Source organism: Hugonella massiliensis (genome assembly GCA_001486445.1).
GTDB lineage: Bacteria > Actinomycetota > Coriobacteriia > Coriobacteriales > Eggerthellaceae > Hugonella > Hugonella massiliensis.
Genome location: LN908986.1, coordinates 995,911 through 1,008,645, shown reverse-complemented (window position 1 = coordinate 1,008,645; position 12,735 = coordinate 995,911). Strand labels below are relative to the sequence as shown.

Sequence of the window (12,735 nt, the reverse complement as noted above, 5' to 3'; positions counted from 1 at the left end):
TGATGGAGAAGGTCATTCATTACTGTTGGTTTGGGGGCAAGCCTCTTTCTCATACAGCCGAGAAGTCCTTGGCTTCATGGGAGAGGTTTGCGCCCGGATTCGAGTTGAGACAATGGAATGAGGATAACTTCGATTTCGAAACCTGCGCGTGGTCTAGGGACGCCTACGCAGCAAAGATGTGGGCTTTCGTTGCGGACTACGCCAGGTTTAAGGTGTTGCATGAATACGGCGGAGTCTACATGGACGTGGGCAGTGAGCTCATCCGCGACATAACGCCCCTATTAGGTAGCGTTCCCTTCACCGCAATAGAAGAATCTTCGTTGACCGCCACGACTGGACTGATCGTTGCGGTTGAACCGCATGATCCTATAATCGGAGCATGCGTTGCCAGATATGAGTCGATGCGGTTTTCCACCGATCCCGTTTTTCTCGATAAGACTACCGTCAACGAGGTGTTCACGGCTGAGCTTGAGAAAATTGGATTCAGACGCGAGGACAAAGAACAGTCTTTCGGAGGTTGGCGCGTTATGGACTCCAGGGCATTCAATCCCGTGTATGGTTTTGGCGGGTATCATATTAAGCCGTGTACATACAGCATCCACCGTTCTTCAGGCAGTTGGGTCGAGCCCAAGTTCCGTATAAAGAGGAGCGTAGTGCGCAAGTGCTCGCCTTTTATTGGTAGGCGGCCCGCACAGATTCTCGGTCGAGTTCTCATGGAGGTGAGCGACGGGGGTTTGATTGAAGGGTCGAAGCGCATCCTCGGTGTTGCTCGAGAGAAGGTTGCGAAAGGACGGAAAGACTAACGTGAGCACTTTCTCTAAAGACACAATCCACTACTTCGGTGCACCGGGTGTGAAATTCGGGCGACTGATTGGCGATTTTGGGTACCGTTACGTTTTCTATTTGAGGATGTGCCAGGCGGGGGGATTGCGAAAGCTTATTTTCACACTGCCTAGGAAGCACCTTTCGAGGAAGTGCGGGCTTGAAATCTCTCCATCAACTCAGATTGGCGAGGGGTTCTACATCGGCCATCCCTATGGGATCACGATCAACGTGGATGCTAAGTTGGGCTGCAACGTCAATATTCACAAGGGGTGCACCATCGGCCAGGAAAACCGTGGAAAAAGAAAGGGCGTTCCCACGATAGGCAACCGTGTCTATCTAGGTATTAACTCCACGATTGCGGGTAACGTTACCATCGGCAATGATGTTTTCATTGCGTCGAATACGTTTGTCAATCAAGACATCCCCAGCCACTCGATCGTCATTGGCAGCCCTTGCAAGGTTATTGAAAGGCAAAATGCGACCGAGGGTTACATCATTAACCTGGTTTAGTTCAGCCTTTCGGATAGGTGAAACGCATTTTGAAACACGTAGGCATACTAACATTCTCTAATACCGTGAACTATGGGGCGTCGCTTCAGGCGTGCGCACTTCGTAGGGCCGTGGAGTCTTTGGGCTGCGACTGCGAGATTCTTAATTACAGCAACAGGGAACTTGACGATCGCGAGCTGGGAACGCATTTCTCTCTTAGTCCATCGGGTGCTGTGCGCTACTTTCTGAGGCGGGGGTTCGAACGCCGCAGGGTAGCGGCGTTTTCGCGCTTTGCCGAAACCAACTTGAATCTTACGAGCAAACTCGACCGGGCGGCTCTCATTGATGAGGCCAAGACGCTTGACTGTATTTTTATCGGCAGTGATCAGGTTTTCAACCCTCGCGTTAACGGGCACGATCCCGTTTTCTTGGGTGCGGGTATCTCAGATGTTGCTCGCGTCGCCTCGTATGCTGCCAGCCTGGGCGATGCGACGGCCGAGGCAATCACTGCGTGTGATGGGGGCGCTGCGGAGAGGCTTGCCGCGTTTTCGGGCCTCTCGGTGAGGGAGCCCAGCTCCATGGAAGTGTTGCGCAGCATGGGTCTTGAGCCTGTTTTCATGCCGGATCCGACGCTTCTGCTCTCGTGCGACGAGTGGTCGGAGCTTGCTACAGGGGAAGGCCTTGACTCCATCCCTGAGGAATACGTGCTGCTCTATACGCTAAACTCCGAGCGAAAGCTTCTGGATAGGGCCTTGGAGGTTGCAGGGCGGTTAGGCATCCCCGTCATCTGCTTGCATTACAGCACTAAGGATTTTCCTGGCGTGCTTAATGTGAGGGATGTTGGTCCCGGCGCTTTTCTGGAGCTGGTGCGTAGGGCTGCGTTCGTGTGCACCGATTCCTTCCACGGCGCATGCTTTTCCTTGAACTTCAATAAGCAATTTGTTGTAAAGACCTCCGAAGCCGCAGTTCAGAGCAACGTCAGGATTACTGACCTTCTAGCGCGATATGGCATTGAGGACAGCCTATACGTCGCTGGCGAGCCGTTGGTGCGCAATATGGATTACGGCCGTGCTAACCAGGTCTTGGATCGCGACCGTGCTAACGCTCTCTCGTTCATCGCCGATTGCGTAGGGCTTTAGGGGCCTGTACTATCCTATGTTTGCCAAGAATACTTTCTGGAACCTTGTCTACCAGCTGACCGCCGTGGTCGCCGGCTTTCTGGTTCCGAGGGCCATCATCGGAGTATACGGCTCCGAGGTCAACGGCTTAGTGACCTCGCTTACCCAGTTCATCGGATATTTCGCGCTCGTGGAGGCCGGAATATCGGGTGCGGCGACGTTCGCCCTGTACAAGCCGCTCGCTCAGGACGACTGGAGAGGCGTCAACATTGTCGCGTCCGCTTCACGGGCCTTTTACCAGAAATCGGGTGCTGTATTCCTGGCCTTGCTGGTGGGGCTCTCAGTTATTTACCCGGTGTTTGTTTCGGCGGGCGCGTTGCTGCCATGGGAGATCGTGGCGTTGACGTTCCTTTTGGGCGCGAAGGTTGTCGTTGACTTCTTCTCGCTCTCGAAGTATAGGGTGTTCCTCACTGCTGACAAGAAGAACTGGCTGATCCAGCTGGCCTCAACTGTCTACACGTTGCTGAATACCGCTATTATCATCGTGTTCTCGCATTTGCGCGCGCCTGTCGTGGCGGTCTACGCGCTGGCGCTCGCGGCCGTGTTCGCGCGAAGCGCCATCCTAGCCGTGTACACGCGTCGGTGCTATCCCAAGTTTGATTGTAAGGTAGATTGCGGAAACTTCAAGTTGCCGCAGCGTTGGGATGCTTTATTCCTACAGATTCTGGGTGCGGTACAGTCGGGTGCGCCCGTTATCTTGGCTACTGTGCTGTGCGGAAACATGAGCGAAGTCAGCGTTTTGGCGGTGTATCTGCTGATTTCAAACGGGCTGCAGATGATTCCCAATGTGCTGGGTACGGGCCTGCAGGCTTCGTTTGGAAGACAGATTGCAAATGGAGATTACGGGGCGCTTCGCGCTTCGTACAGGCCTTACAGGGCGTTAGTCTATTCGGTGTCAGCTGTTGCGTGTGGATGCGCTTTCTCACTGATACTGCCTTTTGTTGATTTATATGCAGGGGATTTCCGCGATGCAGACTACCACAACGCGCTTCTCGGCTTTCTTGTGGTGCTGAATGTATTCCTCTACCATGGCAAGTCTTCCCAGGGGCTTCTTGTCATAGCTGCAGGGATGTATCATGAGACAAGGTGGCAGACCTGCATACAGGCGCTTATTATTGTTCTTCTGGGAATCCCCCTGACGATGGGGTTTGGCATCGTGGGCACCATTGCTGCTTCCTGCGTGTCGAACGCCTACCGTTTGGTCGACTTGCTTTTGTTCGAGCCCACCAGGATTACCAAAGACACAGTTTCAGGCTCTCTTTTGGCTTTCGGGCTATATGTCCTGCAGACTGCTCTTGTCGCGATGCCGGGGTATCTTCTCTCGAGCTTTGCTTGCACCTGGGTCCTTTGGTCAGCCGTCGCTGTCGTCCTGGTTCTGTGGGGCGTCGTTGTCGTGAGTCTGACGCTCGCCCTGCTCGACAAGGACAGCTTCCGCTCCATCTTTAAACGCTTCGTAAGGAATAGATAGTCATGCGTCTTGTATCCTCGTCGCAAATCGATGCAGCTCTCCCCGATCAGCACGGAGCGCGTTTTTCCCTAAAGAATGGGTCGATGGTCTTCGTCCCCCTGCTCTTTTACGCCTTTTTCTGCCAATCCCTCGCCTCGTCTTCCGTGGTGCTCTACGCATGCCTCGCTGTCTCCTTAGCGTCGCTCGTCATGCATTTTCTGGCTAACGGTAGGTTTGCCAACAAGAAGTTCGGCCTGGAGATTGTGTGGGTCCCGTTCTTCATCCTTTTCTATGCGCATAGCTTCGTTTTCGGGGTGAGCAACCTGACGCTACTGGTGATTTACACCATCCTGTTCGTATGCATGTACGCCGCATCGGGGGAGAGGCAGTGGATTTCGACCTCCTTCAAGGTGCTGGTTGCGTTTGCGGCATTCCACGCCGCGTGCACGATAGCCTTCTGGCTCTTTCCCGCATTGTATGCGCCTGTGAAGGCGGCGTTCTTCTCTTCGAGCTACATGGCAAGCGACTACCGATCGGGCTTCACCGCTCATTACAGCACCAACTCTATTTATTTGAGCTTCGGCCTGGTGTGCTGGGCGTGCGGGCTAATTGGGGAGAAATCCAAGCCGCGAGCGAAAGACGTAATCTTGGGCGTGGCGTTTCTGTTCGCCTTGTTCTTGACGACGAAGCGTGGACCGCTCGTCGCATCCGTCGTTGCCGTCTCGGTATGTTACCTCTTCGTCAACAGAGATAAGTTCACGGGGACGGCGTTGAAAGCCCTAATTATCGTTTTGTTGGCTATTCTAGTTGTGAGTGTACTGGCGACGTTCGTGCCGGGCGTCGAGGCAACCCTTCAAAGATTCGTCGAACTGTCGGAAGACGAGACGGGCAACGGCAGGAGCGAGCTGTACGACTACGCCTGGAGTATGTTCTATTCGAATCCCCTGTTTGGAAGTGGGTGGGGATCGTATTCGAAGTACGTTGCGACGACGTCGCTTGGCGCAATGTATGACAATTTGGGCTTCACGTCGATGAGTACCCATAATGTCTATCTGCAGCTTTTGGCCGAGACGGGCATCGTTGGGTTGGCCCTGTTCCTGGTACCCGCTGCGGTTACGTTAATCGCGGCGATGCGACGCTCGGCTGCACATCGCGGAGGAGGATTCTACGGGGAGTCGTTCTGTCTTTGGGCCTGCGTGGGCGCGCAGATCTTCTTCCTGATTTATTGCTTTTCAGGCAACCCTCTTTATGATCCGCAGTGTTACGTACCGTACTTCATGTCATGCGTCGGAGTGTTTGCTATATGCGGGATCGACACCAAACCGAAGGACGGGGAGGCTCATGGAAATCTGTAATAATCCGCAGCTGTGCAGTGGGTGCTCGGCGTGCAAATCAGCTTGCCCACGCTCGGCAATTACTGTGATCGAGGATAATCGGGGATTCTATCGCCCCAATGTGGACGAGGCAAAGTGCGTGCAATGCGGTCTGTGCGAGGCAACGTGTCCTGCCAACGGGGGGATGGCGGAGAAACTGAAGAGGGGACCGCTCGAAGTGCTAGCGTACAAGAACACCGACCAAGAGAGGGCAAAGAGTTCCTCGGGTGCCGCCTTTTGGGCGCTGGCGCACTATGTGCTTGGCAGGGGCGGCGTGGTGTACGGCGCCTGTTTCAACGATGAGTTCCGGGTTGTGCAGAGACGCTGCGTCACTGAGGGCGCGGCGCAGGCATGTAGGGGGTCGAAGTACTCCCAGGGTCTCACGGGGATGACGTACGGTGAGGTTTATGAGGACCTGAGGCAGGGAAGGTGCGTGCTGTATACAGGTGTCCCTTGCCAGATTGCGGGTCTGCGGAGCTTCCTTTCCAAGAAGAGCTATTCCGGGCAGCTGGTAACCTGTGACCTGATATGCCACGGGACGCCGAGCAACCGGATGTTCCGCGACTACATCGCGTTCCTCGAACGGAAAAGCGGTAAGAAGGTGGTCGGCTACTGCCATCGCCCGAAGGACCGGGGCTGGGGCGTGCATGTCGAGAAGGCGGTCATGGAAGACGGCAGCACGCTCTATGACACGATTGAAAGCAATACGTGGCGGGATGTTTTCTACAGTAATGATGGGTTGAACTCGTGTTGCTACCAGTGCCTTTACACTGATATTCGCAGGGTTGCCGATTTCACTATCGCTGACTTTCTTGGTGTGGACAGGTGCCGTAAAGAACTGAATGACCGGAGGGGGCTCTCTGTTGTCATGGTCAATAGCGAGCTTGCGGAGACCATTGTGAGGCAGGGCGTTTTCGAGCCAGGGGTTGTGGGAATAACGATCGACGAGGTGATTCCCGGCAACCCTATGCTGCAAAGGCCCTCGGTGCCTCGGGGCGATGTTGAGGGTTTTTGGCGGGCGTACGAAAAACGCGGCTTTGAAGGCGCGGCGCGCTATGTGGGGGCCTACGGGTTCGTCAAGACTGCCAAAACTCTGGTTAAGCGCCTTATGGGTAGAGACTGACAAACAGATAGAAAGGGAGTGTACTTCCTTTGAATCCTATGGAGTTCATCGAGCGGGCCGCATGTTGGGTTTACGTTCGCGGCAAACTTGCGTTCCTGAAGGGCAGGTTTCCCGGCCAGATAACTATGACGAAGGCGTTTCGGCGGCCCTTTTATTGCCGCGTGTCGGCTACGGGGCGTATCGACGTGGCGGAGCGGACCTCGTTCAACTACGGGTGTGTTTTGATTGCCCACGAACGCATCGACATCGGCAAGGGGTGCTTGTTCGGGCCCAACGTGCATGTATATGACTTCGACCACGGTATGACGCAGGACGGCACGATGTATCGTGACCAGCCGACAAAGACCTCGCCGGTCCGCATCGGGGACAATGTATGGCTGGGCGCGAACGTTGTTGTGCTCAAGGGCGTCACAATCGGGGATAACGCGGTTATTGCCGCGAACAGCGTTGTCGCAAAAGACGTACCAGCGAACACATTGTTTTACGAGAAGCGCGAGCGGTGTTATAGGGGTTTACAGTAGTCGAGAACAGTTGTGAGTATTAGGGGCCACCAGCAGGGCCCTCATTCACTTTGTACAGGGGTTTTATCCTGAACGAGCAGGAGCCGATATTCGAGATGGGCAGGAACCCGCGTCGATGTGGCCGGGCTCCTGACCATCCTGTCTACCGGTCTAGCCGTCCTTGCGGCCGCTCGGGCGCTAGCGTATGTTGATGTCGCCCACCTCCATCAAAGTCGCGTTGTGCACGATGCGGTCCATGATCGCCTCGGCCGTGACGTCGCTTCCCAGGCGCGCGTACCGGTCCTTGCGCTGGTACTGCGCCCCGAACATGGTTGAGCCCTCCTTGCAGCGGCGCTCCATCACCTCAAGGAGAAAGTTGCGGAATGGATTGGCAACCCCTATTTCGACAGTTTTTTCAGAGACTGAGACCCGCATTCCTGAACTCAACCGGACTCACGCAGCCTAGCTTCGAGTGCAGCCTGGAATGGGTGTACCAGCGGACGTGGTCGTTCGGCTTGACCTGCAGCCCGTGCAGCGTCGAGAAACTCTCCCTGTAGACGAACTCGGCCTTCGGCGTCTTGTCCGTCGACTCGTCGACCGCGTTGTCGTACGGGCAGCCCTTCCTTGAGAGGGCCTTTCGATTCCGAAGGCCCCCAGGAGGCCGTCGATGGCGATGCTACCGAATTCGCCGCCCCTGTCGGTATGAAACGCATGGATGCCCGTCGGGGGGAGGCAACCGTGGCGAAGGCCAGCTTCACGGGCCTTGCGTCTTTGCGCTCGCTCGCGGCGTGCCCGACGGTCTCCCGGTTGCGGAGGTCGACAAGAAGGCAGGCGTAGTTCCACTTGGAGCCGACCCGCACGTAGGTGAGATCCGAGACGATGCACGTCCGCGGTGCGCGCCCGTCGAACTCGCGGGCGACCATGTTGGGGAGCTGGGCTTCGTCGGGCCTGCCGGCATGGGCTTTGAACTTGGTCTTGGGGTATGCGCCGACGAGGCCGTTCTCCCTCATGATGCGCCCGATGCGCCGCCTGGAGGCGCAGAACCCTCGTCGCTCCAGCGCGGCCTTCATCTTGCGGGCGCCGTAAGCGCGGCGATTCGCCTCGTGGGCCAGGATGACCTCCGGCGTGAGCGGGTCCGGCCGCTTCGGCTTCTCTTTGTGCCCGCGCATGCTGCAGTAGGTCGACCTCGGTACGCCGAGGATCTCGCACTTCGCTGATATCGGATAACGCCCGGCGTTGGCGGTTATCGCGGCTACTGACAAATAGTACTTGCCAGGCAGCTGCGGCACTGGCCTACTCCTCGCCCGCATTGAGGAGTAGGGCTGACATGATAGCCAGGGAGAGTGATCTGGACATGCTCGCTGCGCTCTGCTTGTCAGATAGATGTGTCATCAAACTTACATGTGGGTTAGAAAAGCCCCGATTTCGCCATAAAATCGGGGCTCGATGTAAGTTCTAGGGTGTCAAAAGTTACATCAGCCGCTTACGACCGCCCTGTCTATCTCTCCGAGCGGGACGGGCGCCAAGGGCCTGATCTCTGCCATGTCGAGGTGCGAGATCAGGCCCTTGGCGCGCTCGCCGGAGTGGTACGCCTTGTTCGGTGCCGCCTTCCTGTAGAGCTTCTTGAGCTTCGCCTTCCCCTTGTTGCCCGGCGGCATCTCCGTCTCAGGCGGCAGCCCTGGGAAGGACAGGATGCCGGGCAGGTCGCACAGCATCACGTCCTCGATGTCGGCCTCGGCCGCCAGGCCGACGACCTTCTGCGCTGCTGGCGAGATTCTCTCGCGCAGCATACCCCAGCCGCCCTCGTGGAACTTCGTGATGTCGCTGTTGTACTCGTCGGTGTCGTAGCAGAGGAAGACCGTCCAAGCGGTTTCCGGGTTTTCGCCTACGCAAGCCCTGTCGAACAATCTGATTGATCTATGTGTTTGACAAGCTGAGTAGTAAGCCGCTTCATCGTGTTTGGTGTTTGAAAACTTGGGATGCCCAGGTAATTTTGTGTCTCTTAGCATGTCCATGCTTAAGCCCTGCCTCTCTGCGCCGATTCCTTGTAGGCGTTCAAATTCGCTTCAAGAAAGCTTTTCATGCCCCGCACTGCTTCGTCGGGCCCCTCGATGCGCACCTCTCCACCGAATTGGGCGATCCAACTGTAAAACACTTTGCTCAGGCCTACCGTGATCGATGCTTTGCTTTCTACGGCGGAGACCTGCTCGATGGGGGTGTTCTCCCCGAATCGGTCCATGATGCTTTTCACGTGTTTAGCCTTTAAGATCAAAGTGACGTCTACTGGCTTACTTTCGAACATTCCGAAAGACTGCCTGAATACGTTGAGCACCTCGGCTTTCTTCTCGCCTGAAAGCCGGGTTGCTCTCGTTCCCTCTAGCGCTCGCACGTCTTTCATTCTGTCGATGCGCGGGGTTTTCGTTCCCGATCGCGATTTCTCATCAAGATAGATAAGGTAGTAATACCCCTCCGGTGAGTACACGTATTCTATGGGGTCTACGATTCTCACTTCTTGCCCTGTGGCGCTCTGTCTGCGCGTGGTTTCCGAACCGTCTGCTGAGCGTTTCGTCTGCACGTAAGACAGCTTCCACCCGTTATCGATTGCTTTCTCGATTTCGTCGAGCGCGAACGCCGTTTGCTCGAAGCTGCCGCTGTGGTATAACTGCTGCACGATCAGGCGGCGATCGAGTATCTTTCCCGTTTCGATGGTGGCGAGAGACTTGAGCTTTGCTATGATTCGCCTTCCCTGGTTCTGCGTTAAGGATCGCGATGTTCTCACGGCGTCGGCCAGAAAGCGAAGCTCCCACTGCTCGAAGTTCGGCTGGAAGGAGTATCTGCATCGGGTCCCTCCGCTAGTGTCGATGTCGTAGCCGGCTTTTACGAGCGTCGCCACGTCGCTTCTGGTCGTCCGGGGGTCGGGTACTTTCGCTGCGCGGTCGGTGAGAGAGGCAACCTTGCGGGCAACCTTTTCCCTGAGCGGCCCCGCCTGGATGCCGTGCTCCGCATCGGTCTGCTCTTCGAGCACCTTCAGCGTCGATAGCAGCCTGAGCCCGTAGTCGTTCGGTTGTTCCTTCATAGCCGTTCCGTATCGCTAATTAATTCATCCAAATGTATTAATCATCATATACCGCACTGCTTTCATGACCCGAGAAAGTAGGGTAAACGGGTACCGATAGATACGGCACCGGGAGGTGCCCGAGGGAAGGTGGGCGGCATATGGGGATGACGGCATCCTTGTTCCCTGACGAGCAGTTAGGCCCGCAACCTCTCGAGGGGTTGAAGGTGGGCTTTTGCGACCATGTCGCGTTCAGGGCGGTCGACGCCGGCGAGAACCTCTTCGATGGCTTCAGGGAAATGAAGGCGATCACGTGGTCCTATGGGTTGGGCATGTTGGTGCGGCAGATGCGCAAGTTCGAAAAGGTCGAACTGGTTTTCGGCTGTTCCGCCATGCTGGACGACGAGGTGAAGCTTTCGGCTCTGGGCCCGCTTGTGCAGCAAGCGCAGGTCATCAGAGACCTTCAAAGCAAGCTGGGCAAGGAGATTTCGGGACGCGTTGAGGAAGGGTCGTGTAGCCTTTTCTTCGAAAGCACGGTTCAGTCGCATCAGAAGCTCTACCTTCTGTCCGATAGCGAGAAGGGGCGCTACCGGGTGCTTACGGGGTCGGCGAATTTCTCTGACCGCGCCTGGCGGGGCGATAAGCAGAAGGAGGTCATCCTTTGCTTCGAGGGCAAAGACAGCTACGAAGCGTTTCTGCGCAACATTTACGAGCCCTTCAGGAAGACGTGCGCCACTCACGTGAAAAGCCTTAAGGCCATCATCGAAAAGGCCGACGAGGCGGGAATGGTTACCTTGGACGAGTTGCCCCTCGTGAAGCCGGAGGGTGGCCTGGTGATCATTCAGGAGTCGACGGACGCGGACGTGCGGATTTCCATGGCCGATTGCGCTCTGTACGGCGGCCTCGATCGGGAGGATGCTAAAACGCTGGAGACTGCCTTGAAGCTGAGCGGCGGCAACGTCGTGCTCGACACGCACGGCGTTGAGTCGCTGATGCTCGAGGGGCAGCGCATACAAGATGCCAGAACCGAACAGATGGCGGTCTGCCCGAAGCTCATCGTGGCAGACGACGGGTCGGTGACGATGAACGGCGTTGCCCTCGAAACGCAGGGCTACGAACGGGATGCGGCTACCGTCATCGAGTTCGTCGAAAGCCTCGATATCTTCTCGGGCGATACGGCGTCCTACAAGCAAACCGCCTGGAAGATCATCTGCTGGTATTTCGCTACGCCGTTCTTCCCTCGGCTCAGGCGGAAATGCCGGGAGGCCAGACAGGACGGCAGAGTCTCGTCGATGCCCATGTATCTGTTCCTTTTCGGGAGCTCGAATGCAGGGAAGACTGCGCTCATGCGATTTCTGGGTAAGGCCATGTGCGGCGAAGAGGTCGCTCAGCTTGCCGGAAACGCCTTGAGGGCCGGTAAGGCGGTCAAGAAGGTGAGCGCCAGCACGATTCGCAAACCGCGGTTGATGCAGATCAACCAGTGCGGTCTTCCCGTGCTGTACGACGATGTCGCCGGCGCGGAGCTCACCGATTCCGCTCTTCGGAAGCTGCTCATCGACGCGCAAGATGCGGCCTACGACGAGCGTTATCCCTATTACCCGGCGATAGTTGCGACGAGCAATATCACGCCTGCGATGCCCAGGGAGTTCAGGAAGCGCGCCTTGTTCTTCGAGTCGAGCGCCTCGCTTTCGCAGATGGACGCTATCGCCAACGGGCATGTGCCGAGCAGCCTTACGAAACGCGTGAGCTCCGGATTGTTCGCGGAATACGCCAAGAGGATGTCGGCCCAACTTGGGGCTATGCTCGAAGAGGGCGTTGAAGCTTTGGACGTGTACGAGGCCTCGTCTGCCGTGCTGATCGAATTGTTCGCCGAGGCAGGGGAGGTTCCCTCTTGGGCGGTACCGTTGTCGAATGACGGCTACTTCGGGGAAGAGGCCGAAAGCAAGCGCGCCGTATCGCTGCTCGTTGCCTACTGCAAGGCGAATCCCGGTGAGTTCGAGCGCAACGCTAAAGAGGGCAAGTTGATCGTGCGATATGCTGCCGGCGACAGAAATGCGGAAAAGCTGCTCAAGGAAGTCTCGACGTCTCTGCCGCCCCGCTGCGAGCCGAAGATGATTACGGGCATGCTCTCGCTCGATCTTAGACAGGCCGAGGACATCTGTGGTCGGAAGCTGGGCGCCAAGAAAGGCTTTTGGAGGCGGCTGTTGGGGTGAACAATGGCGTACCGGCCATTTCGTCCCGCCATTCTCGGGTGCCTCCCGTACCTCACGAAACTGTCCAGGATAGTGTAGCCAATCCAGGGTGAGGGCCAAGCCGGGCTACTGCCCGTACTGTTCGGGGAGGAAAAGACCCGAGAGGCCGATAAGGCTCGACTAGCCCTCGGCCCCTCGGCGAGGAAGGAATGGGAGGCGTCGATGCCTCCTGCCCATAGGCGTGATCTTGCGAATATTGGACTGGGCGGCTATGCGTGCCAGCTATGGGGTTCGCATCGTTTTCGATACTGCTAGGGATGCGGGCGCATGGGACGTATGGCTGGGTTGCTTGCGGGTACGTGCCAGAGCGTCGAGCCCCTCGACTTAACCGGAATGGAGGTATCGCGCAAACTTCGAGAGCCGCATAGTCTGCAAATAGCATGCCGATATGCGGCTCAAGTTTGCGGCAACTCTTGATTGGCTACGTCTTAGAGCCTATTATCAGAAGAAAAATCTGAAAACCTATTTAAAAATAATGAAAGGGATGTTGAGG

General features: G+C 56.6%; 10 protein-coding genes and 4 pseudogenes. 9 read left to right on the top strand and 5 right to left on the bottom strand.

Annotated elements, in window-relative coordinates; translation table 11 throughout:
• Positions 1-2 precede the first annotated feature (2 nt).
• The 8 genes and pseudogenes from BN3270_RS07010 to BN3270_RS09765 form a co-directional block, all read left to right on the top strand.
• The gene (locus BN3270_RS07010) at positions 3-803 is read left to right on the top strand and encodes a glycosyltransferase family 32 protein (protein WP_058986410.1); all 801 of its coding nucleotides are present in this window, start codon (positions 3-5) and stop codon (positions 801-803) included.
• 1 nt (position 804) lies between these two features.
• On the top strand, positions 805-1,335 hold the full coding sequence (locus tag BN3270_RS07005) for a serine O-acetyltransferase (protein ID WP_271711951.1): 531 nt from the start codon (positions 805-807) through the stop codon (positions 1,333-1,335).
• Between the two features lie 29 nt (positions 1,336-1,364).
• Positions 1,365-2,453 (top strand): polysaccharide pyruvyl transferase family protein, encoded by a 1,089-nt coding sequence (locus tag BN3270_RS07000; RefSeq protein ID WP_167551330.1) that lies wholly within the window; start codon positions 1,365-1,367, stop codon positions 2,451-2,453.
• A 16-nt stretch (positions 2,454-2,469) separates the two neighbouring features.
• Complete coding sequence (locus BN3270_RS06995) at positions 2,470-3,960, top strand: lipopolysaccharide biosynthesis protein (RefSeq protein ID WP_058986408.1); 1,491 nt, start codon at positions 2,470-2,472, stop codon at positions 3,958-3,960.
• 2 nt (positions 3,961-3,962) lie between these two features.
• Positions 3,963-5,294 carry an O-antigen ligase family protein gene (locus BN3270_RS06990; RefSeq protein WP_082673415.1) on the top strand — a complete coding sequence of 444 codons (1,332 nt, stop codon included), beginning with the start codon at positions 3,963-3,965 and terminating at the stop codon, positions 5,292-5,294.
• Positions 5,188-5,448 (top strand): annotated as a pseudogene (locus BN3270_RS09770) (4Fe-4S dicluster domain-containing protein); the annotation flags it as partial. The gene BN3270_RS06990 and the pseudogene BN3270_RS09770, both read left to right, overlap by 107 nt.
• Positions 5,449-5,457: 9 nt before the next feature.
• Positions 5,458-6,435, top strand: coding sequence for a Coenzyme F420 hydrogenase/dehydrogenase, beta subunit C-terminal domain (locus tag BN3270_RS06985; protein WP_058986406.1), 978 nt, complete (start codon positions 5,458-5,460; stop codon positions 6,433-6,435).
• A gap of 359 nt (positions 6,436-6,794) precedes the next feature.
• Positions 6,795-6,899 (top strand): annotated as a pseudogene (locus BN3270_RS09765) (DapH/DapD/GlmU-related protein); the annotation flags it as partial.
• Between the two features lie 234 nt (positions 6,900-7,133).
• Here the strand turns inward: BN3270_RS09765 and BN3270_RS09515 are convergent.
• From BN3270_RS09515 to BN3270_RS06965, 5 genes and pseudogenes are all read right to left on the bottom strand, one after another.
• Positions 7,134-7,370: an ATP-binding protein gene (locus BN3270_RS09515; RefSeq protein WP_148335510.1), complete on the bottom strand. Its 237-nt coding sequence runs from the start codon at positions 7,368-7,370 to the stop codon at positions 7,134-7,136.
• Positions 7,351-7,509: pseudogene (locus BN3270_RS09760) on the bottom strand (IS3 family transposase); the annotation flags it as partial. The gene BN3270_RS09515 and the pseudogene BN3270_RS09760, both read right to left, overlap by 20 nt.
• A gap of 412 nt (positions 7,510-7,921) precedes the next feature.
• Positions 7,922-8,104, bottom strand: a pseudogene (locus BN3270_RS09755) (IS3 family transposase); the annotation flags it as partial.
• Positions 8,105-8,410: 306 nt separating this feature from the next.
• Positions 8,411-8,842, bottom strand: coding sequence for a hypothetical protein (locus tag BN3270_RS06970; protein WP_148335508.1), 432 nt, complete (start codon positions 8,840-8,842; stop codon positions 8,411-8,413).
• Between the two features lie 110 nt (positions 8,843-8,952).
• Positions 8,953-10,011, bottom strand: a complete 1,059-nt coding sequence (locus BN3270_RS06965; protein ID WP_058986403.1) for a helix-turn-helix transcriptional regulator — start codon at positions 10,009-10,011, stop codon at positions 8,953-8,955.
• A gap of 140 nt (positions 10,012-10,151) precedes the next feature.
• Here BN3270_RS06965 and BN3270_RS06960 point away from each other — a divergent pair, with 140 nt between their 5' ends.
• A complete protein-coding gene (locus BN3270_RS06960) occupies positions 10,152-12,203 on the top strand; it encodes a phospholipase D-like domain-containing protein (protein WP_058986402.1) in 2,052 nt (683 codons plus the stop codon).
• Positions 12,204-12,735: the final 532 nt, after the last annotated feature.